At 53.5% G+C, this 24,541-nt stretch carries 7 protein-coding genes and 1 pseudogene; all 8 read right to left on the reverse strand.

Translation table 11 applies throughout. The features are described 5' to 3' along the window. Positions 1-3: 3 nt before the first annotated feature. A pseudogene (locus HP570_RS30105) lies at positions 4-1,053 on the reverse strand (class I SAM-dependent methyltransferase); the annotation flags it as partial. Then, the gene (locus tag HP570_RS05280) at positions 1,035-6,857 is read right to left on the reverse strand and encodes an SDR family NAD(P)-dependent oxidoreductase (protein ID WP_173625090.1); all 5,823 of its coding nucleotides are present in this window, start codon (positions 6,855-6,857) and stop codon (positions 1,035-1,037) included. The pseudogene HP570_RS30105 and the gene HP570_RS05280, both read right to left, overlap by 19 nt. A gap of 22 nt (positions 6,858-6,879) precedes the next feature. Continuing rightward, positions 6,880-7,626, reverse strand: a complete 747-nt coding sequence (locus HP570_RS05285; RefSeq protein WP_173625091.1) for a polyketide synthase — start codon at positions 7,624-7,626, stop codon at positions 6,880-6,882. Positions 7,627-7,632: 6 nt separating this feature from the next. Beyond that, positions 7,633-8,397, reverse strand: coding sequence for an enoyl-CoA hydratase/isomerase (locus HP570_RS05290; RefSeq protein ID WP_173625092.1), 765 nt, complete (start codon positions 8,395-8,397; stop codon positions 7,633-7,635). Then, complete coding sequence (locus HP570_RS05295) at positions 8,397-9,647, reverse strand: hydroxymethylglutaryl-CoA synthase family protein (RefSeq protein WP_085974945.1); 1,251 nt, start codon at positions 9,645-9,647, stop codon at positions 8,397-8,399. The genes HP570_RS05290 and HP570_RS05295 overlap by 1 nt, the downstream gene beginning before the upstream one ends. 24 nt (positions 9,648-9,671) lie before the next feature. Then, positions 9,672-10,910 (reverse strand): beta-ketoacyl synthase N-terminal-like domain-containing protein, encoded by a 1,239-nt coding sequence (locus tag HP570_RS05300; protein ID WP_173625093.1) that lies wholly within the window; start codon positions 10,908-10,910, stop codon positions 9,672-9,674. Next, positions 10,888-11,130 carry an acyl carrier protein gene (locus HP570_RS05305; RefSeq protein ID WP_106780905.1) on the reverse strand — a complete coding sequence of 81 codons (243 nt, stop codon included), beginning with the start codon at positions 11,128-11,130 and terminating at the stop codon, positions 10,888-10,890. The genes HP570_RS05300 and HP570_RS05305 overlap by 23 nt, the downstream gene beginning before the upstream one ends. Then, entirely contained in the window at positions 11,127-24,530 is a 13,404-nt protein-coding gene (locus HP570_RS05310) for an SDR family NAD(P)-dependent oxidoreductase (protein ID WP_173625094.1), read from the reverse strand. The genes HP570_RS05305 and HP570_RS05310 overlap by 4 nt, the downstream gene beginning before the upstream one ends. Between the last annotated feature and the right edge of the window lie 11 nt (positions 24,531-24,541).

Below are 24,541 nucleotides of genomic sequence, written 5' to 3' on the forward strand. Positions count from 1 at the left end.
CTCCTCCAACAGCGAACGCCACGAATTGGGTGTCAAACCCGGTGATCCCGGCATCCGAAGCTCTTGATCCTCATACAGCCACCAGCCCTCAAGCAGACCGAACGTCAGGTGGATGAACAGATTGCTGCTGCTCATTTCATTGAGGAGCAGCAGACCACTGTGCTTCAGGACCGTCTTGACGCTTCGGATTGTTGTCTTCATATTTCGGGTTGCATGCAGCACATTGGTTGCAATCGCAAGATCGAATGCGCCTTCCTCGAAGCCCTGCACCGCCGCGGGCTTCTGGGCATCATATAGACGATAGGTCAAAAACGGGTAATGCGGTCCGTACTCGTGCTGGGCATGAAGCAAAAACGCTTGAGAAATATCCGTATAGCAGTATTCTGCAATATGCTCCTGCATCGGTTTAAGTCCTGCCAGCACCCGTGCGCTTGTTCCGCCCGTTCCTGCACCGATTTCCAAAATGCGCAAGCGGACAGCAGGATCTTCTTGAACCCGTTCCTTAATAAACGCAAGCGTAAGATCCGATACGATCTTGTTGAAGTAATCCGCGATGTGATTGTTTTTGTAGACACCCTCAACAAGCGTCATCGATCCGTTCGGGAATATAATATCCGTAGCGGCCGTATTTCCGCACAGCACCTGTGGAAGTGCTCGGAGTGCAGCGTCGACAAGGATCATTTGCGCGCCGGAATCCGGGTGATCCCTCCACTGCTCTAAATGCCGATCCCATTGGGCCCAGACGGCTGCATGGTCTTCTTTCCGATTCGGATCGACGACGTATTCGCCGACAACCTCCGATATAAAGCCATAGCGAAGCAAATAATCGATGCTAGTCTCCAACCATCTATCGTAAAGCCGAGATTGGCCCAGCAATCCGGCCAGCCCCTCCTTGGATTGCCGCTCTCGGTTAAAGAAGCCGGCAGCTTGCAGCTGCACCCAAAGAAGCTTGACCAGAACCTCTTCTTCCAGGCGTTTTACGTCTCGTATGCTCTCCTCTATACCGTTCACCTGACCGCTCCTTTCGTCCATTGCTATACACCCGGCTTCCATCTTATATCTACGATCCTATCTGCCAGCTCCCTCAAACTCCGGTGCCGGATGACCAGCTCCGGCGTTACATCTATTCCGAGCCGTTGATTGAGCATTTCCGTGAGTAAACTCATCTTAACCGGATCAAGGCCATATTCCGCTAATTCCGCGTCGGGTTCTATGTCCTGTTCGTCGACCTTCAAGAACATTGCTGCCGTCTCCCTCACGAGAGACAGCACCTCTGCCCGCTGCTTCGCATCCGGGATACTTCCCGTCTCTTCCTCTAAAGGTCTTTCTGCAGACGAGAGGGCTTGAAAGGGAGCCGGAGCGAAGACGCTTCTGATCCTGCTGAGGACTGATCCGAAGCGTTCAGGTAGAACCGCTATATGCTGGTCTGCGGCTGTTTCCTCTATATGTAGTGGCTTGGTCGTTTTGACGAAGCACAGTTGATTCACCTTCCCAGCAAGCAGTCTTTCCACGACGTCCATGGCTTCGTCCGGCTCGATGGACCCCATTCCGATCCGTGCCATTTTCTCACGGAGAGCATCGGATGAAACCGTCCCCACACTTCCCCAATACCCCCAATTGATCGTCTTGACGGCACAAGACCATTCGGAGGCGAGCTTCACTGCGAAAGCGTCGCTAAATGTACACCCAGCTGTGTAATTGCTCTGACCAGGCGATTTCAGAAACGAATTAAAAGATGAAAAGAATAAAACAAAATCCAACTGCTCACGATCAAATACTTGAGCTGTTCGTACAGCTGTGCCGTTTTTGGCTGCATACCCCGCTTCAAACCGCTGCTCGTCCATTTTTGCCAAACTTTGATCGAGCAGGACGATCGCGGAGTGAACAATGCCATGAATACGCGTATACCGCGACTTTATCGTCTCATAGGCCTGCTGGAGCGATGCCAAATTTGCCGCATCGGCCTGGATATAGGCTGGCGCAGGTCCAAGATCCCCTAACCGTGCGATCTTAGCCCGAATGGCTTCATCCATCTCTCTGCGGCCAATCCACACGATTTGTGCTTGATAGGTACGGATCATATACTCGGTCCATACCTCGCCAATGCCTCCGGCTCCCCCGATGACGACATAAACGCCGCCTTGCCGGTAAGTGGTACGCTTAATCGGCAAGCTTTTGACAGGAACCAGCATCTGCTTGTACCAACCGCCTTTTCGGTAGCCCCATGCGTTTCCCTTGGCATCCCTTGGCAGCGATGGCAGAACGTCCAACGGCAGTTCATCCTTCAGGCCTATGTCTAACAGTCGCACGCTCCAGCTCGGATATTCCTTCGCCATCGACCCGACCAACCCATGGACACCGGCATGTGCAAAGCCAGATGTTTCGCCTGCAAGAATCGGCTGAGCCTCCACGGTGATGATGGACCAGTGCAAGGGCCTCGACCCGAAGCCGATTTCGAGCAGTGACTTTATGAGTCTAAAAAGCTGGAATACCCCATCCTGTTGTTCACTGATCATACCTTCGTCCCGCACGGTTTGAATCGGATGAACTGGCGAGATCCATATAATATGCTTCAGATCGTTATAGTTGCTCAGCTTCTGAGCCATATCCTCAATCGAAGCTTTGGCTTCAAACGACAGCGGCTGAGCCGCGGGATACTTGTGGTTGATTTGAATGATTTGCTCTGGCGTTCCGCCGATCACGATGTCGGCATCCGGAACATTTTGCAGGCTTGGCGCTTCGTTGAATGCGGCAAGTTCCCAGGTAGGAAGCAGCAGCAATCCATCAGGTAATCGGTGGGAACCATCCGTCTCGGCTTGATCAGGGTTAAAGCTCCAGGCCCCTGATTTCCCTGCACTCTTGGTTGTCATTCCCCGCATGGCCGTACAAACATGGCCTTCCTCGTCACACAAATCGATATCGAAGACGCGCAGCGAATCACCTGAAGCTTCTGCTTTCCTTATGCGAGTGACCGCCCACATCACTGAAGTACAAGGACGGTAGACCGTAAGCTCCTGAATCGCAAATGGCACATATGGCCCGTTTGCCTCAGCGCCGATTTGGCGTCCATGACTGTGCAAGGCGAAGCCGATCGTGGACTGAGCGGCAGCGTCGAGCAATACCGGATTGCATCCAATCCGCTGCATCTCGTCACTCATGGCGGCCGGCAAATGAATCTTAGCGATCGCACAATCTTCGCCGATTTCAATCGTCTTTACTGCTCTATAACCTGGACCATATGCAATTCCCATATTTTCGAAAGCACCGTAGCACGTTTCCTGATCCAGCTTTGCGACCGAGCATTGGGCGCGAATGGCCTGCACGTCCAGCTGAGGAGGGGCAGAAGCCGCATGAATAACAGCTGTCCCTTTGCTATAAATAAGGCCTTCATCCGCATCAGCCTCCGAAGGTCCTGCCAGCATACAAAATGAAACTTGGTTGTCACCCTCCTGCGTTAAGGAAACATGAATGTGTTCGGTCGTTGCTTTCGCAATAAAAGGCCGCAGCCATACCACATTTTCCAGCGTAATGGCCTGTCCCTTATCCACGTAATCAGTCGCAAGCTCGACTGCAGCGCGGGCCATCTCAAGGAAGGCCATTCCTGGCATGATAGACTGTCCGGAGACAACATGGTCTCGCAGCAGCGTCTCCTCATTTGTAAAAGAAGCGCTGAACCGGGTCTTCCCTAACACCGACGTATTTCTGTGCACAAGCGGATGAAGACGCTCAGTCAAAGTTTTCGTATGGAGCGGGTCCCGGTCCGAAGCCTTTGCTTCAAGCCAGTACCGCTCCTTCGCAAACGGATAGGTCGGCATGTGGATGCGCTTCCCCCCGTTCACCAAAGGCAGCGCTTGTAAGCCCTGCACCCACTTCTTTGCGGAATTGGCAAGCTTTACCTCTTGAGAGGAACCAGTCTCATGCTCCGATGGCAGTTCTTGGCTTGATGCGATCGGATTCCTTATTTGCCTTCTGTTTACTTTCCCAGTGAATACAAAAGAAGAAGGCCTCCGCAGCAAATGGTCCTCCACTGCCTGCAGCAGTTCCTTCCTCGTGTTTGCCGTGAACGCCGCACGGACATCCATTTCTTCCCTCCCCGCTTGCAGCGTCAACGCCACATCTGACAAACAGATGTCTGTTTCCCGCAGTAGGAAGGCTTTAAGGGATGCGACAGCGTCGTCCAGCTGATCTTCGGTTTTGGCCGATACCGGGAATAATAGCGGTTGATCCATAGGTGGAGCCGAATGTCCGGGCGATTCCGGATTGTATTCCTCAATGACCATATAGGCGTTCGTTCCGCTAAACCCGAAGGAGCTGACCGAGGCCCGTCGAATGCCGGATTCGCTCTCCCACCTCTTCAAGGACGTGTTTATAAAGAAGGGGCTTCCATCAAGTCGGATATGCTCATTCAAGGAATCAAAATGAATGGTTGGCGGCAGCATACGGTGCTTCAGCGACTGTACAACCTTGATGACGCCCGATACGCCGGATGCCGCAAGCAAATGACCGATATTGCTCTTTATGGAACCGAGTGCGCAGTAGCCCTTCTTGTCCGTATATGCGGCGAACGATGCCGTAAGGGCTTCGACCTCGATCGGATCGCCGAGCTTTGTTCCTGTACCATGTGCTTCAACAAGCGAAATGGTCTCCGGGTTAATGCCGAATTTATCAAAGACGGATTTCTCCAGCTCTTCCTGTGAAGTAGCGCTGGGGGCTGTAATTCCGTTTGTCTTCCCGTCCTGATTAATACCCCAGCCGCGTATGACAGCATGAATCGGGTCTTTGTCGCGGACCGCGTCGGATAGCCTCTTAAGCAGCAGCACGCCCGTACCTTCCCCCGGAACGAATCCATTCGCCCTGTTATCGAACGTATAGCAGTGCCCATCCTTGGACAGCATCCCGGATTTGCTCGTCATAATATGCATAGCCGGTCCGCTCATGACATTAACGCCGCCAGCCAACGCCATGTCGCAATTGTCCAGGAGCAAGCTGTTGCAGGCTTCTGAAATCGCGACCAGCGAGGAGGAGCAAGCTGTGTCGATCGCCATGCAGGGACCCTTCAAATTCAGCAGATAGGAGATGCGTGCGCTTAAAATGGAAACCGAGGTCCCCATCAAATTTTGCGCATGGAGCTCTTCTCCACTATCCATACGTCCGTAATCGCCGGTGCCACATCCAGCAAAGACCCCGCAGCGGCTACCGGACAAGTCTGATGGACGCAGTCCGGCATTCTCGATGCATGCCCAGCTGTTCGCCAGGAATAGCCGCTGCTGCGGATCCATGTATTCCGCTTCCACGGGCGATATTTGGAAAAATAACGGATCAAATTTGTCCGCATCCCCCAAGACGCCCATCCATTTCGAATATGTTTTGCCCGGCTTCTTAGGATCGGGATCGTAGTATCGCTCGAGAGGCCAGCGTTCTGCAGGAATCTCGGATACGCAATCTTCACCTTTGCAAATGTTGTCCCATAATTCATCAATAGTAGCGGCCTTGGGGAATTGGCCTGACATCCCGATGATGGCAATGCCATCCAGAGCGGGCGATTTCCGGCTTTTCTCCTTGGTCATATCTTCCTGGCTACGGACGACCACTTGTGCACTGTGCAATCCAAAGGATTCCTGCCTCTGACTTTTCTGCCTTCGCATCCGCTCGATCAGCTCGTCAGTCTGGTCCGTCATGTCCTCCGCCGTACGGCTTATGACGACTTTGCCAATATGCTGTCCGCGGCTGACATATTCAAGCGCCTCTTGAATTCGCTTGAAGGGGTAAATCCTGGACACAATGGGTACGATTTTCTGTGTTTGAAGCAGGTCAACCATCACATGGAGCAATTCCTTGTTAAATCCCTTTTGGGCACTTAACCGCCGTAAATCAATGCTATGAATTGTTTGGTTATGTACAAGTCCGGAAAGATCCAGATTTCCGCTCGTCTTCAGTGCATGCACGGCCAGCTCCAGGTAGCGACCTGAAGGGGCCAAACAATTCAAGCCCTTCTGAATCGCGTCCCCGGACAGCATATTAAGTACAACATCAACCCCGCGGCCATTGGTTAAGGAGGCGATTTCCCGATCGAAGGGCGAGGCGCTGTAATGGATCGCCGCAGCAACGCCAAGCCTATCAAGCAGGGCGAGCTTATCGGCTTTGCTGCTCGTGCCGTAAATCTTGCAGCCTTTCAAATTCGCCAACTGCAGGGCGATAAGGCCGCAGCCTCCTGTCGCCGTCTGAATGAGCACCTGCTCGCCTTGCGCAAGCTTCCCTGTCTCGAAAGCGTGATAAACTGTGGAGAAAACAACAGGCAAGCTGCACCCTTCTTCAAACGTTATGTTGGAAGGCTTCCGGACGGCATTAGCGGCGGCAACATTCACTTCGCTTGCATGGCCGCCCAGCTGCCTGCCTGTAAGAGCGATGACCTCATCGCCGATCTGGAACTCCTCTACGCCTTTGCCGATGCATGTGACGATTCCGGCTACTTCAAACCCCGGCACGAATGGATAATCGGGCATCGTCGGGTATAGCCCGTTTACGCACATGAGATCTGGAAAATTAACTGCCGATGCCATGACTTGTATCGTCATTTCACCAAAGCCGGGCTCTGATACAGACCATGGCCGCAAAGAAACCTCGCTGATGTGATGAACGTTCGACACGACCAGGCCAGCAGAATCCGATTTCGCTGACTGCCGGCTGTCGACTTTCAATCCCGCCTTCTCCGGTTCCGGACTACGGGAATCAGCATGGTCTGCTGGAGACGGGAAATTCCTCCCGTCGGCAGCCTTCAGCTCCATAATTCGACTCTTGGCATCTTCAGAACTAACCTCTCCCGCTTGCAAAGCGCGAAGTATCTCTTGAATATTCACCCTCACACCCCCTGCCTGTTCGCTATTTACCAAATAAGGACAGAATCTTGTCCCGAACTTCTGTCTGATGGAAGGTTAGCTCATGCATCGCGACCTCTTTCGCAATATAATTCGGGAGCTCGGCTCGCGCCGTCTCAACCAGATGGTCCTTCAAAGCAACCAACGAAAGGCGCGGCTTTTCTGCCAGCTGCCGCGCCAGCTCCAGAGCATGGCTCATCACTTGGTCCCGGGGAAGGACCGCGAAAGGCACGCCTCTCTTCTCCAGATCCGCCCCGCGATAATTGCTGCCGCTTAGCAGCATTTCATTGCCCAGGCTCAATCCCAGCTTTCGCGGCAAGATATACGTTGCACCCATTCCCGGTGTGAAGCCGTATTTCATGAAATTGGCCGTATAGACACTCTCACGGCTCATGACGACAAAATCGGCAAACAATCCGATCACAAACCCGCCTCCGATCGCATGACCCTGCATAGCGGATATGACGGGAACCGGACATTCCAATGCAAGACTGTAAATGTTGCTGTCCGTAAATTTCAATTGCCCTTCGAAAATGGCAAGCAAAGCTTCTTGCGTCCCGCCGGAAGCAAAATAAGTATCATACCCGGTCAAAATAACGGCTTTATACCGCTCTGTTTCCTTTACAGTTAGGAAAGCATGCGCCAAACCCTTTACCAGGTCGTCGGAGAACGTGTTTTTGTATACGCGGTCCTGCATGGTGATCAGTGCGATACCCTTCTCGATTTCACGCAGCTCTACAACCGGTTGCATTACACATCAACCTTCCCATGGAAATTGGCCTTTATTGACAAAATTATAGATAACTGCGAGCGTATCCGGGTCGGCAAACATGGTTTGATTCGCAGTTATTGCCAGTTCCCTGCCTTCCCGGATTAAGGGCTGCAGCTCAATCATATAGCGTTTGTACTTCGCAACCCCCGCTTTAGGCAGACGCTTCAATCGAAGCAGATGACGGCGCAGTAGCGACTCGCTATCCGGCTCCCAGGCATCGATCAACCCCCAGCGGAGTGCGGTTTCCGCATCGAAGGTCTGCGTCATCAGCGTCATATAATGCGCGCGCTGCATGCCCGTTTTTTGAATAAGAAACGGCATTACACAAGCGGGATACAGGCCGAACAGCAGCTCGGACAAGCTGAATTGAGCCGTCCCGTCCGCCAGAACGATATCGCTTGCGGCGATAAAGCCAAGCCCCCCGGCATTTGCCTTACCCTTGACGTGAGAAAGAACGATGTACGGTCCGGTGCGCATTCTCATCCATAACGCATACAGAGGCTCAGGATTGCTTCGTATGGATCGGCCTTCAGCCATATGGGCGTGAATCTCCTGGAAATCTGCGCCCGTGCAGAATACATGAGGCAGACCTTCCAGCACGACAACCGTCACTTCTTCCTCGCATCGGTCCAGCACGTAGCCCAGTTCCTTCACAAGCTGGTCATTGATTGCGTTGTCCGCTTCGGGTCGGTGCAGTCTGATAAAGCATACGGTTCCTTGATATCGAACATGTAGCGTCTTAAACTCCATTACAGCCACCTGTAAATCCGATGGAAGTCCCGGATCTCTTCCAGGTAGAGCCGCTGCTCGCCCCGTACAGATACGGGAATCCCTTGCAAGTCCAGCTTCGCGTTACGAGTTCCAAACCGGATGCCGTGACCGCTTCTCAGCATCGCTTCATATTCGTCAAAGCCGAGCAGACGGCGCTCCTGCAGACGTTCGCTCAGCTTGAATTTACGCAGTGCCACCTGGCTTTGACTTGTGGCGACACCGCTGTAAAATTCCGAGCAGCAGCCGGACCCGTACGAGTAACAGCCGATCCGCTTGGGCGTATCAAATGTCCCATGCTCGATTAGGCCTGCCAGTGACAGAAAAACGGTGCCACCCATGATATTGCCGACACGCTGGCAAAATCGAATGCCGGGAAGCACACGTTGATTAAAATCCGCTTCGATCTCCGGCGCTTTCGCCTTCGCGATTCTTCGCATCATCGTGCGATGCGCGCCCTTCACCATACCACCGAAGGGCGTATGAAACGCCAAATATTGAAACGTATCCTTATAGTCGGCTTCAGGCACCCGCGATTTGTAGGCCATAAAGGTTTGTTCACAGCAATCCAAATACGTGGACAGCGACAAATCGGAATTACCTGCTTCGCTGTCCGGCATCGGGCGGCAGGTATCCATCACTTCATAACCGTAATAACCGCTCGCGCCCGTATCGATTTGGAAGACATACGGTGTATCGCTGACCAAAAGGGCAACAGCTCCAGCTCCAGCACTTAGCTCTGCATAGGACCAGTCTTCTGTCAGCGAGCTCCCACCCTCAGCCACGAAAAAACGGGATATGTCCGTAGCAATCACCAGCGCTTTGGCTCCCGGTGATGTGCCGGAGAGAATAAAATTAACTGCAGCATGCAGGCCTGCTGTTCCCGAATAGCAGGCCTGCTTGATTTCGTACATCCGGCAGCGGCGGTTTAAGCCGAGATAGTGATGGATATACGTGCTCATCGATTTTCCGAAATCGATACCGGATTCTGTGCAGGTAATCACCAGCTCGATCCGGTTCCGCTCTTCTTCAGACAGCGAATCCACGATCGGCTTCGCGGCATTGACACCGAACGTAATTGGGTCCTCGTAAGGCAAGGCAACGGTTTTCTCGAGCATCATCAGATTCTCGAACCGGGCATTATCCAATTGGCGCCTTGCTGCAAGTTCCGGGACATCCAGAAAAGCAGTGCCGCCAAAAACATTCATCGCTTCTATTCCAACTTGAGTCAAGGCCATTCTCCTTCTCCGTTCGTTTTAAAGCTTTTGCAGTGTGACCGCTGTATTCATGCCGCCAAAGCCCATGCTGAGGCATAGAGCACGAGAAATGGAGTGCGTGACGAATTGTTCCTTCACCCAATTGAACGACTCGTCAACCGGAAGCTCCAGATTACGCGTCGGATGAAGGCGGGAGTTACGCATCTGAAGCAATACCGCAACAATTTCCACGGCTCCTGCCGCACTAAGGCCATGGCCTGTTATCGATTTAGTCGCATTGATGTAGGCATGCGACAATCCGCTGTCTTTAAGCGCGCGCAGCTCCGTTTCATCACCGATCGGAGAGCCCGTTCCATGCGGATTGACGTAGTCGATGTCGGCGGCTGAAATGCCGGCCCGGCGAAGAGCTTCGCGGATCACGCGCATTTCTCCCTCGTAGGACGGATTCGGATTTCGGTTGCCGTCCATCGCGATCGCCGTGGCGGTAATGGCCGCATAAGGACGAACCCCTCTCTTACCGGCAAAAGACGCGCGCTCAATGACGACGGCAGCGCAATTTTCGCCGTAGATAAAGCCGTCCCGGCCGCGATCGAATGGCCGGCAGGCCAGATCCGGTCTGTCGGCATATTGATCGGAGCCCATTGCGCCCAGACTACGAAAGGCCGCAAGCTCCATATAGGAAAGGTCGGCCAATGCCCCGACTGCGATGCAAGCATCGACTTCCCCGGAGCTAACAGCTTGAACGGCTTGAGCGATGACAGCCTGACCGCTTGCGGATGCGCCTCCCAATGTAAACGCAAATCCGCGAATCCCAAACTGCTCCGTGCATAGTCCGCATAAATCGCTGTCCATGTACGTCATCGCATAAGTGGGCCTCAGAAACGAAGGACGTTCCGAATACGAGGCATAGACTTGGAGAGCCTCCCGCTGCTGTAAGTTGGAACCGCCGATAATGAGGCCGATACGCTCTGGCTCAACCTGATCCAGAACTGCATCCTCCCAAGCCTCGTGCATCGTTGCCATCGCAGCCTGCCCGGAGAAGGAAGCCGTTCGCAGCAGCCGTTTAGAAAGATTTTCCGGCATAACCAGCGATTCGATCTCCGCTCCCAGAAAAGAAGAGCTGCCTTTTTGGCGACCTGGACGGTTCAGCACAGCAAAGGCGTTCCGGCCGTCAAGGAGGGATGCCGCGAAGGCAGCCTGTCCTTGACCAATGGCCGATGTGATGCCAATGCCTGAGATGACGATATCGTCCGGCCTACAGCTTGCCCAAGAACCCATCGGCCAGTTCCCCTATGCTTGATAATCCAATAAACTGCGATCTTTGATTCTGCAAAAGTGACAAATCCTCCATCACCATCGAAATTAGATCCGCGCGGTCAATGGAGTTCAATCCGAGATCCGAAAGCCGGTCCTCCGGCCTTAGTTCCCGTCCCTCTAATTCTGGGACGATCTCATACAAATTTTTTATGATAAGGGCTGTTATTTCTTGTCTGTTCAATTCTGTTCCTCCTCAAGGATAAGACGACTGACGTAATTGTTAGCCTCTTGAATGTCCAGCCTACCGCTTTCTACTTGCTGTAAAATGTCATCCAGCAGAAGCGGAGAACGTACGGTTTCCTGTTCCAGGGAAGCGCCTTGCCCCCGGCCCAGCTCGGAACTCAGGTACGCCGCGAACTGTCTGATCGTCGAATAGTCATATATTTTCGTCGCCGTGATGCTCGTGCCGTATTGCTTATTAACCGCCTTGATCCATTCGACGCCGACAATCGAATCAACCCCGATGTCCACGAATTTGATTTCAGGATCAATCTCGTCAGGCTGCATAAACATGGCCTCCGCCATGCTCTGGACCAGTTGTTCTTCGAGTACCTCCAAGGAAACACCATTGTTTGGAGGGGGCGTCCTTTCTTCGGCAGGGTCCTCATGTTCGGCTGCCGTAAGTGCCGCCGTTTGCTTCGGCAACTGGCTTACGTGATCGTAATCGTGTTCTGCTTTTGCTTCCGCTTCTTTCCCAACCGAAGCGGCCTTCTCAGCGATTACTCCGTGCAAATAGGCGGCAAATTCGCTTAAAGTCGAGTAATCATATATTTTGGTCGCCGTAATGGATACGTCATACTTCTTATTCACTGCTTTGATCCATTCCACACCGATAATCGAGTCCACGCCGATTTCGACAAACTTTCTCTCTGGGTCCAATTCGGCCCGCTCCATAAACATCGTATCGGCCAAGCTCTCGGCCAGCTGCTCAATCAACACGTCGAGCGATATGCGCTGCTTCGATACCCCGTCGATCTTCTTCAATTTAATCGGCGGTAGCTGCAGCGAGTGTCCGCTTCCGTGATCGATTTGATCGGGAATGTTCGATAGTGGCCTTAACGTAATTGTCTCCACTGCTTCCCGGTCCATCGTTCCTGCCTCATGAATATGAACGTTTGGAGCTGGTGCAGGTTCGCTTCCATATGTTCCTGCGGATTTCTGTCCATTGCCGCTAATGTTATACCAGCATTTTTCTTCAGCGAACGGATAGGAAGGCAGGCTAATGCGTCTTGGTGTCGTTTTGCCGTAGACAAGCCGCCAATCGAAATCAATGCCGCTTACCCATAAAGACAGAAGCGGCTCAAACTTCTCTGAAGCAAACCATCCCAGCCAGGTCGATTCATCCGGCGCTCCGGCCTGTAGCTCGGACAGTGCCGCGCCTGACTTCACCCTGCCGAGGTGCAGCTTCTCCATTTGGCCGTTCTCGGCAATCGCCTGCAACCCGCGTTTCAGCTCCAGAACCGAAGAAACGGTCATAGCCGCTCGTTCTTCCATCGCCTCACGACCCACCTGAAGGGTGTAAGCCGCATCAGTCAAGTTATCATCCGTAATCTGCCGCATCGCTATTGCATCCAGATAGCGAGAAGCCAATCGTTTCAGTCCCTCTTTGTTCGGGGCGGACAAAACAATCGGAACGGTCCTCCCAGCCTGATCGGCCGAATGTACCGCTGCGGGCGGATTATATTCTTCCACGATTAAGTGAGCATTGGATCCTCCCGCGCCGAATGAAGAAATGCCCGCTATGCGCGGCATTTCCCGCTTTTCTCCGCCTGCTTCGACGACGGGCCGCTTCCATTCCTCCAGCTCCTGCTGCACCCTAAACGGTGTATCCGTGAAGACGATATTCGGGTTCAGCTTCTCGGAATGAAGCGATGGCGCCAGCTCCCCGTATTTCAACTGCATCAGCACCTTCGTTAAGCCCGCAATTCCCGCTGCGCTCTCGCAGTGACCGATGTTGGATTTTACGGAACCGATCGCACAAACGGATGTCGGAAGGGCACTCGTTTTCCATGCATCACTTAAACCTTTTATTTCGATGGGATCGCCAAGTGCCGTACCGGTCCCATGCGCTTCGATATAGCTGATTGCGCCCGGATCAATGCCCGACTTCCGGATCGCCCGCTCGACTACACTTGCCTGCGCTTTCGGATTCGGAACCGAGTAGCCGTTCGTCTTACCGCCATGGTTGACGGCTGAGCCTTTAATGACGCCGTAGATGCGGTCTTTGTCGGCAATGGCCCGTGACAACGGCTTTAACAGAACGGCGCCAACGCCTTCGCCCGGCACGTAACCGTCGCCTCCCTCGCCGAAGCTCTCGCACCGGCCTTTGCTCGACGCGAATTTTCCTTGCGCAAGCGCCATGTACTTATTCGGATGAATAGAAAGGTTTACACCCCCTGCTATAGCTGCATCGCATTCTCCCTCGCGCAGACTTTGGCAGGCCAAATGTATCGCGGTGAGCGAAGATGAGCACATCGTATCAATAGCCAGGCTCGGTCCATGTAAATTGCAAAAATACGATACGCGGTTCGCAATCGACGAAGCGCTGCCAGACAGCGCCATCGGCCGGCCCCGAACCGTTTCTTCCGCACCATAAAGCTGATATTCCTCGTACATGACACCGACATAAACGCCTACATTACCGCCAAGACCGGACGAATCGAGCTGCTGCAGGTCCTGCCTCGTGTATCCGGCATCCTGCAGCAGCTCATATGTGCACTGTAGAAACAATCGCTCCTGAGGATCCATAAACGCCGCTTCTTTGCGTGAAATGTGAAAGAACAACGGATCAAAACGATCCACCCCTTCCAGGAAGCCTCCCCATTTGGAATAGGTTTTCCCCTGTTTATCAGGCTCTGCATCGAAGATCGCCTCATGATTCCAACGGTCTTCCGGGATTTCGGTGATGCTGTCGACGCCGTTCCGGATATTGTGCCAAAACGCCTCCACGTCTCTTGCTCCCGGATAGCGTCCGGCCACCCCGATAATCGCGATATCCTCCGGCCGCCATTCGGTTGTAGCTCCAGCTCTTACCGATTCAATATCGTTTTTGCTGGCAGGTGATTCTTCTTTCTCTACAGCATGGCTGTCATGACGCGAAAGACCGGCGCGTTCAGGGATGGACGCTGCCGATCCGAACGAAGAACCGTCCTCCAAGCCCAAGACAGCAGGCAGACGGCTGAGGTGAGCACGCATCAAATAGCCGGCAAGCTCCCTGATCGTCATATATTCAAAGAATAGCGATTTGGACAACGTTCCGAATGATTGTTCCAGACTCGCTGTCAACTGCATGATGGTCACTGAATCGACACCATATTTCTCGAACGGCGTATCCTCATGCATCCGCTGAATGGGCAGCTTAATTACCGTCGATACAAGCGATTTCAAGTACGCTATGGTTCTCTGCTCCAGCTCATCCTGCGGAATGGCCGGAATGCCGTCAGCCTTTATAGGCTGCTGCATAACAACTGCCGGTCGAGCTTGAGCCTGCGGCGGAGACTGACTCCCGGCCGTCAAGGCAGTCCGTATGCGGGAAGGATCTCCCGCTATCGTCAGGACATGATCCGCTGCTGATGCTGCTGCGGCATATAAAGCGTGCAACCCGCCGGCGGTTTCAAGCGCAGACATCCCGGTCAGCCTGTTCATCATGGAGAGCGTTTCCTCATCGATCTGCATGCCGCCCTTCTCCCAGAGCGGCCAGGCGATCGAGCAGGCTTTGCCCTTGCGATGTCCTGAAGCCGTAAGATCGTTCCGATGCGCTGCGAACGCATCCATAAACCCATTGGCGGCTGCATAGTCGGCTTGACCGAAATTGCCCAGCGTTCCGGCAAGAGAGGAATAAAGCAGCATAAAGTCGAGCTCCATATGCCTCGTTGAACGGTCCAGATGAATAAGACCGGCCACTTTAGCTGCGAATACCCGATCGATGTCCATTTCCGTTTTTTTCAAGATGAAGCTGTCCGCTCGAATGCCTGCGCAATGAATAATGCCGGACAAACCGCCATAGCGAGCTTCTATCTGTTCGATTGTTTCTTGGATGGCGGAAGCGTCGCTGATGTCCAAGCTGCGGTACTCTGCATGGGCTCCCACCGCTTTCAACTCGTCAAGATGCTTCTGTATTCCTTCATCATGAGCGGAGCGCCCCGTTAGGATCAGGTTCGCACCGCTAGTTCGCGCGGCGGCATCTCGCGCAGCGATCATCCCAAGCTTGCCACAGCCGCCTGTGATCAGATACGTGCCGTTATGTTTCCAAGGTACCGGAACCCCGTTTTTATGTCCCATTTCCACAAGCCTTTGAACATAACGATTACCGGCTTCATAACGAATGACGTCGTCCTCCGGTTCAGACCCATTCTCGTCGATAATCCCGGCAATGACAGGGCCTACCGAGTCCTTACCCAGTAAAATCGTCTGCCCGACGACACCGGGATGTTCAAGAGCAGCGGTCTTCAGCATTCCACTTAATCCAACCAAGACACGCTGATTGTCGCTATTCGGGAGCACCAATTGAATCAGCGTCCTGCCTTCCGTACCATGAAGTGCGGATTGAAGCTGTTTCAGCATCCGTTTGGCATAAATCGTATAACACGACGCCAACGTCATATTTTCCAGGCCGTCGCCCAATAGATGAACCTCTGCCCCGTCCCCCTGTTGCATGAGTTGATCCGCAAGCGAGCTGTCCGATCCGCCCAACAAGACGATCCGCCTGGTATAAGTCACCGTGTTCTTCTCCGTATGGCAAGGCTTCCGTTCCCAAATCGGCTGGAACAAAAGCGTTTCTTTAGGGGACGCAACAGGTTGATCACGAACCTCTTCTCGGTCAATCCGTCTGGACGTCAATCCTCTCATCCGTACACGAACGATTCCGCTGCTGTCGATAAGATCGATATCCAGCTTGCGAATCGGGCTCTCCGGTAGAAGATCGCTACTGAACCGGTTCCACGCCCACATCTCTCCTGAACATGGGCCAAGGATGTCCAATTCCTCCAGCGCAAAAGGAACGATTGGGCTCACGGATTGCGGCTGCCCCTCCATTGCTTCCAGAACTTGACGGGGAAACAAGCCGATCGTTGCCTGGAAGACGGAATCAATCAAACTCGGATGAAGCACATAATCATGCGGCGTGCCAGCTACTTCCGCCGGAACAAACACGTTCGCCAATGCTTGAGCGTTGCCGGTATAGATACTTCTGATCCCTCTGTTGCCGGGTCCATACAAAAGTCCGGCTGATTCGAATGCCCGATAGCACTGCTCGCCTGACAGCTTCGGCCCGCTGCATTGTGCCCTTATGACTTCAATATCCATAATCGGGCTCTCTTCGGGCTCCTGAAGCGATACCGTTGCCGTACAATACAAGGTCTCATTCTCGTCTTCGCCCTGATTGGTAAAGACCTCGCATGCCAATCCTTCGTCTTCCTTACGGAGCCGAATATGCACCTCGGAGGATGCATCGTTCATGACAAGCGGTTTTCTCCATACGATCTGATGAAGACGAGTGCCTGCCGAACTTAACAGCTTGCCGGCTGCAGCCTCAGCGGCTGCGCGAATCATTTCGAGGTAAGCGGCGCCCGGCATGATCTTATTTCCATCAACAACATGATCGCTCAGGAAATGCTCCTTACCGGTAAACAGCGAACTGAAACGCAGCTGCGACACTTCCGATGTATTCCGGTGCAGCAAAGGATGCAGAGGCTTTCCGCCCTCTCCTTCCCGAGCAAATTGGATGTCGGTTTCCGGTATCCAGTACCTCTCCTCCGCAAACGGATACGTTGGCAGGCTCATCCGGCGTGGAACCGTATCTTCGTAAAGCAGACGCCAATCGATGTTCAGCCCTTTCACCCACAGACCGAGGATCTTCCCGAATTTCCCTTTTCTCATCCATGCCTTGAACGTCTCCGATAAATCCTCGTCTGTCCGCCACATCTGCATCAGTTCATTGGTCTGGATGTGACCGCGGAAAACGTTGTTCCGCTCTTCGCGATCCGCTACATAAGCAAGTAGCTTATCTTCCAGCTCCTCGATCGAACCGACGAGCATCGCCAGCCGTTCCTCCATCGCTTCCCGGCCCACTTGGAGGGTGTAGGCAAGATTCTCCAGGTTTACGTGTTCACAGCTTTGATCGCGTATGAAGGACAAGAGACGCTGCGCAACGAGCTGTAGACGCTCTTCGTCGCGCGCTGAAAGTACAATGATAGCCGGATGGTCCCTATGGTAAGTCTGCTTTTCGCCTGTCACATGTTCTTCTGAAATATATTCTTCGATAACCAGATGCCCGTTGGAGCCTCCCGCGCCAAAGGAAGAGAGTCCGGCAATTCTCGGAAGTTCCCTTGTGGTCCCGTCTATGGTCAGAGCAGGTCGGTTCCAGGCCTCCAACGTCCGCTGTACCACAAAAGGTGATTGCTCGAAATCGATGTTCGGATTGAGCTCCTCCGCATGCAGTGACGGCGCCAGTTGACCGTATTTCATCTGAAGCAATACCTTCGTCAAACCGGCAATGCCTGCTGCGCTTTCGCAATGGCCGATGTTCGATTTGGCCGAGCCGATCGCACAAAAGCGAACGTCGGCCGTATGGGCGCGGAAGGATTGGCTCAAGCCCGCGATTTCAATCGGATCGCCAAGCGAAGTGCCCGTGCCGTGCGCTTCGATATAGCTAATGGTTCGCGGATCAATACCGGCATCCTTGATTGCCTCGCCAATGACATCGGCCTGCGCAGCTGGACTGGGTACCGAATAGCCGTTTGTTTTGCCGCCGTGGTTGATAGCCGTTCCCTTGATAATGCCATAAATGAGATCGCCGTCCGCAATTGCATCTTCGAGCGGTTTCAACACAGCTGCACCTACCCCTTCGCCGGGTACGTAACCGTCGCCGTCTTTCCCGAAGCTTTCACAGCGGCCTTTGCTGGAAGCGAATTTACCTTGGGAAAGGAAAATGTATTTATTCGGGTGGACGGATACGTTGACTCCGCCGGCCACGGCAACACGACTTTCCCCTTGCCGCAAGCTTTGGCAAGCCAGATGAATGGCTGTCAACGACGAGGAACACATCGTGTCCACCGCCATGCTTGGTCCTTTGAAATCGCAGAAGTAAGAGACCCGGTTTGCGACAGACGAGGGATTACCGGATAGTGCAATTGGCTTCCCTCGAGCAGTCAACTCCGCGCCATATAGCTGATATTCCTCGTTCATGACGCCAACGAATACGCCAACCCGCTTCGTCTTCCCTTGCCCCTCGGCAGCGAGCGTTTCCCGTGTATATCCGGCGTCTTCGATCGCTTCATAGACGCATTGCAGAAACAATCTTTCCTGCGGGTCCATGATCTCGGCTTCACGCGGCGATATATGAAAGAACAACGGATCGAAGCGGTCGACGCCCTCCACAAATCCGCCCCACTTCGTATACACTTTCCCCGGCTTACTCTTATCCGGGTCATAGTAGACGCTGTGATCCCAGCGGTCGGGCGGAATTTCGCTGATGCAGTCCTGACCGTCACGAAGCTTTTCCCAAAATTGTTCAACATTTTTAGCACCCGGATAACGGCCGGCTATGCCGATGATCGCAATATCGTGTACACGACTTCCGTCCCGTGCTTCTGTCGGCTGCTTGGATATCGGACGTGCAGCTTTGCGGCGTGCTTCCTTTGGCTTCGGTAAAACGGTAATAGGACTCATAGAATCTTCCGCCGCCATTTTAGCGCCAACTAATTCGGCCAAACGGAACCGATGATGTTCGATGAAAAAAGCCGCCAGTCGACCGATGTTTGGGTATTCGAAAAACAATGTTTTCGACAGCGAGCCAAAGGCTACTTCCAGCCGGCTGGTGATTTGCATCACCATGACGGAATCTAGTCCGTACGTTTCCATCGGAGCTTCAGGGTCCATCCGGCTGGCGGGCGTGCCGGCCACGGAGGATATCAAATTCGTCAAGTACGCGACCGCTTTCTCCTGAAGCGCATCGCTTTGATCCCAAGCGGACGGCTCTTTTATGCCGCTTTCGAAAGCCTGCGCCTTCCCTTCGTTCTGTGCCATCCTCATAAAGGAACGTAACGTTTCTTTCTCACCGTCAATAACGGTGATTTGCGATTTTCCAGCAGCCAAAGCCATGTAAAATGCTTGAATGCCCGTGCTGCTTGCCATTGCCCGCATGCCGCTCTTTTGCTTCAACAGCTTCGCCGCCTCGGCATGAACCTGCATGCCGCCTTCTTGCCACAGCGGCCAACAAATCGACAATGTGTGGCCATGCCGTTGTCCGGCTTCCGCTAACTCGTTACGGTAGGCAGCAAAACGATTCAGAAAGGCGTTGGCGGCCGCATAATCAGCCTGAGCGGGATTACCTATTACACCTGCTAAAGCCGAGAAAAGCAGGAAGAAATCCAACGGAATATGACGAGTCGCATCATCCAGATGGACCGTTCCGGATACTTTTGGCCGAAGCACCTGCTGAAGTTCAGCAGCGGACTTCTTCTTCAAATACGCATCTTGAATAACACCGGCGCCGTGCAGGATCCCGTTCAATGTACCGTATTTGCGGCAAATCTCTTGGATCAGCGTTTCCACCGCCTCCGGGCTACCGACATCCGTTTGCCTGTATTCCACCGTCAACCCTCGATTGGTTAATTGCTCTATCCGTTCACGCTTGTTTTGGTCCAGTGCTGATCGTCCCGCAAGGATCACGGCAGCGCCGCTGGTCCTTCGCGCAATTTCTTCCGCAAACAGCACGCCAAGCCCGCCTGTTCCCCCGGTTATGAGGTAAACACCGCCATCCTTCCAAGGAACGACTGTAGACGGCTCCAGAACCGTACGCATCTCGCGCCAGCGCAGAGTGCTCTGCTGCTCCCTATTCAATCGGATGTGCTGCAATTCTGGGTGCTTTGCGTACGCCGCTAGTAATTGGGCGAGGTGCAGCTCACTCGACTGAGTTTCAAGCTCGATCAGCTGGCCGGCTATTCTCGGCTCTTCCATGGCCGCTGTTTTGAGCATTCCCGACAACCCCGCAGCCAGTTGCTGTTGATCGGTATGGCAGATAAGAAGCTGTATAATAGTTGGGCGCTTATCCTGCAACACTTCCTGTACGATACCGAGCAGCTGTTCTGCATAAGCATGGTAACGCTGGTCGATCTTATCCTGATGTTCGGTCTGCAGCGCGATGCACCGAACGTCATCCTCCTGTCCTTCGATTTCCTCCAGAGCGAAGGCGCAGTCTTCAGTAGCGACGACAACTCGACGCTCATATCGGTGCACAGCTTCGTTTGAACCTATAGAGTCCTCCGCCGTTTCCCATATCGGCTCGAACAATAATACCCCCTCGTCGGAGTGTGCGTTTGCTTGAACCGGGCGGGCAGCATACCCTTTGATCCGTACGCATAAACGGCCCTGAGCGTCAACCAAATCGATGTCAATCTTCTTAATGCCGCCACGCATCCCCGAGTCGTGACTGAATCGCAAATACGCCCACATCTCGGCATCCATGGCATGTACGATATCGAGCGTTTCAATAGCGAAGGGCAGAAGCGGGCTTAAACGAAGACTGCCGTCCAATGGGCTTACGTCATTTTCTCCGACTACAAGACCAGCCATCGATTGAAGTGCGGCATCCAGCAGACCGGGATGCATCGTAAAAGGCTCCACGCACCCTCGATTAGCAGGCATCGACAGCTTTGCCAGCGCAGCCTGTTCTCCAATATGAAGCTGCTCGATGCCTTTGTGGGTGATGCCGTAATGAAAGCCGATTTGTGCAAACGCCTCGTAGCATGCTTCCGACGAAACCGTATGGCGGCATGCCGCTTGCGCCTCCTGCACATTCAGCCGCTCCTCCTGCGTAGCGGCCATCCACCTTCCCGAACCTTGAAAATGAACAACCGCTTCTTCCCTGTCTTTATCCCCCGACAAGCTGTATACCTCGAACGTAATTTCCTCATTCTCTCCGGAAGCGAGTGCGATGTGAAGAACAACCGGTTCATCCCACGCAATAAGGGGTTGTACCCATCCAACATGCTTCAGCTGCAGGATTCGTCCGTCTTCAGTAGCCGATTCAGTAGCAAGCCGTACAGCTGCATGAGCCATTTCTAAGTAAGCAGAGCCGGGAAAAATCTTCTGGCCGTTTAGCACATGGTCCGAGAAGAAGGGCTCATCGCCCGTGAAAACGGAGCTGTACCGCTGCTCCGTAAGCGTCGACGTATTGCGGTGCACCAGCGGATGAAGAACTTCCGATTGCTGCCGTTCATCCTGCTTCACCGACTCACTTACTCCGCTAAGCGGCACCCAAAATCTCTCCCGTGCAAACGGATACACCGGCAATGAAATCCGTCTGTATTGACTGGCTGTAAACAGCTTTTCATACGCCAGCTCATAGCCTTGCTGATACAAGCCGGCAATCCTTTCTAACATCTCCGGCTTATCGCGCTCCGAATTACGCCATTCCATGATGTACGCCAGACCCTCATTCTTCTTGATCGCATCCTCCTGCCGTTCCCATTCGTGCACGACCGACGCAAAGAGACCCGGCGCGCTCCCCTCAAGGAGCCAGCGGTTCAGCACAGCGACAAGGGCAGTCACATCCTCAATGATACAGGCCAGCCGATGTGGCAAATGCTTACGTCCGATCAGCAGCGTATAGCTCATATCCCCAATATCCGCTTCGGGATGCTTGCCACAGTAAGCGATAAGTTGCTCCGCCTGCTGACGCAGCTGCGCGTCGGACTGCGCCGACAGTACCAGCAGATGACTGCGCGTTGACCTTGGCTGACGATTGATCGACGGCGCTTCCTGAAGGACCATGTGCACATTCGTCCCGCTGAAGCCGAATGAACTGATCGCCGCGAACCGGCTTTCACCCGGCTCAGCAGGCCATTCCTTGAGGTGGGTATTAACGTAGAAGGGGCTTCCTTCCATTCGGATATTCGCATTGCCCTTCTGATAATGAAGGGATGGCGGAAGCTTTTTATATTTCAATGACAACATCAGCTTGATCAACCCCGCGATGCCCGCTGCAGCAATCGTATGGCCGATCGTTGTCTTGATAGATCCAATCGCACAGTATTCCGTTTTGGCTGTGTAATGTCTAAATGCGCTCGTTAACGCCTCATGCTCGATGGGGTCGCCAAGCTTAGTACCGGTACCGTGTGCTTCTACCAGTTGAATGCGCCCCGGATCGATGCCGAATTGTTCATACACTTCGCGCTCGAGCTCTTCCTGTGCAGCACCGCTCGGAGCCGTAATCCCGTTGGTCGTGCCGTCCTGGTTCATGCCCGATCCAGCAATGACACCGTAGATATGGTCGCCGTCAGCAACTGCATCGCTTAACCGTTTGAGTACAACCGCACCGACACCCTCACCTGGCACAAAACCGTCCGCCCGTTCATCAAACGTATAACAGCGCCCGGAAGCAGACAGCATGCCTGCTCGCTGTGCACTGTCGTGGAAAGCCGGGGTAGACTGAATGAACACCCCCCCGGCCAAGCTCATATCTGTCTCCCGCGCCCACAGTCCCTGACATGCAAGATGAACAGATACGAGTGAGCTGGAGCAGGCGGTATCAACTGCTATCGCCGGGCCTTTCAGATTCAAATAATACGAAATTCGAGCAGCTACGATAGAACCGGCATTTCCCCACATCGCCTGCGCCGGAGGATTGTCGCCGATCAGCTGCATATAATCGCCGATATTGTACCCCACATAAACGCCGCACCGGCGGCCTTCCATTGCCGATCCGGCATAGCCGGCGTCCTCCAGCGCTTTCCAGGACTCCTCCAGAAACAACCGCTGCTGAGGGTCCATGTAAACCGCTTCCGTTGCCGAAATATGAAAAAAGTACGGGTCGAACTGGTCATAATCGTCAAGTAAGCTACCAAAGCGAACGATATTGGAGTCCGACTGTTTCCATCGCGTGATTTCCCCGACCAAATCCGTTCCACTGGCCAAATGCTCCCATAATTCTTCAAAATGACGGGATTTGGCAAACCTTCCGCTCATGCCGATGATGGCAATCGGCTCCTTATTAGCCAGACCTCGGGCTGGTGCATCCGCTTTCTGGAACGCAGCGGGCGTTTCCACTTCGTTCGTTTCGCAGTCTGCCTCCCGTAAGCTTTCGCCTGCAGAGTTCGGCCTAACAGCCGTCTGCGGCGCTATGCGGTCCGCAGCTCCGAAGACCCTGGAAACGGCTTCGCCATGCTCAGCCAGCAAATAGCCAGTAAACTGGTTAATCGAGCTGTATGTAAACAGAACGGTCGTCGGCAGTTCCAGTCCAAGCTCCCCATTAACCAATTGGATTAAGTGAACGCCCGTAATGGAATCCAGCCCGTAATCGGCAAAAGCATGGTTCGGAGCGATCTGATCGCGGTCAACCTTAAGCGCTGTCGAGATGTGCTTTCTAAGCATGAGCTTGACAGCTTGCATGTATCTGTCATTGTCCTGAGGAGTCCAATCCGCTTTCGGTTCCACTTTTCCGGTATCATCTGCCGTTGTGGAGATAATCGTCGCCGCAGCGGTATCCATATTCGACCCGGTTTGTTTTGCTGATGATGTACCGGATTTTCGGACAACACCATCGCTCTGGCAAGCGATAATCTGCTGTCCCAAGCTACGAGCTGCCTGCGCTGGGAAATACACCGACTGGAACCCCTCCTGCTCCAAAACTTTCGTCCAGTTCTCCGAAGTTAAGGCGGGCGAACCCGGAATGCGCAGCCAGTCGTCCTCATAGAGCCACCAGCCATCCAGAAGACCGAATGTCAGGTGAGCGAAGAGTGTGTTGTGGCTCATCTCATTTAGCAGCAATAAACCATTTTTTTTCAGTGCAGATTTAACGTTGCGTAGCGTAAGCCGAATATTTTTTGTCGCATGCAGCACGTTTGACGCGACGACCATATCGAAAGTGCCGGGCAAAATCCCCTGTTCCGCCAAGGGCTCTTCAACGTTCACGATCCGGCAGCTTAAATAGGGAACTGCTGGTCCGTATTGTTCTTGGGCATGGATCAGAAATGCTTTCGATAAGTCGCTGTAAACGTACTCCGCGATCTGTTCCCGAAAAGGCTCCAGCTTGCGGAAGACCATCTCGCTCGTACCGCCCGTTCCCGCTCCCAGCTCAAGAATGCGCATCTGTTGCCCTTGATCCAGACTTTTTACATATGCGGCCGCTGTATTGGCCAACACCTCGTTAAAATAATCCGATACCGGATTATTTTTATAGATGCCTTCGACAAGCTTCATCGAGCCATTTGGAAACAGAACGTCAGTGGCGGCGGTCCGGCCGGTCAATATCGCCGGAAGCGCCCGAAGCGCGGTTTCCAACAGGTTGACTTGGGCATGTAAATTGGGATTGCCCAGCCATTCCTTCTTGGCGGCCGCCCACTCTTCCCACACCTCGTTCAGATGAACAGGAGGAGATGCTTTCGCAAGGCCCTGTCCTTGTGGCAGCCCGATATACCCCTGTTCGGTTAGCTGTGTCAGACTCTCTTCAAGCCAGCTTCCGTAGCGCGAATGCACCTTGGCCTTCAGAGCGTCCAGGTCAAACGGCATCTGTGTAAACTGTCCGAGTTCCCACAGCTGCCCCCACAGCAATTTATAGGTTAACGCGTTTAATTGATCCAAGACGAACAGGC

Source organism: Brevibacillus sp. RS1.1 (assembly GCF_013284365.1).
GTDB classification, from domain to species: domain Bacteria; phylum Bacillota; class Bacilli; order Brevibacillales; family Brevibacillaceae; genus Brevibacillus; species Brevibacillus brevis_D.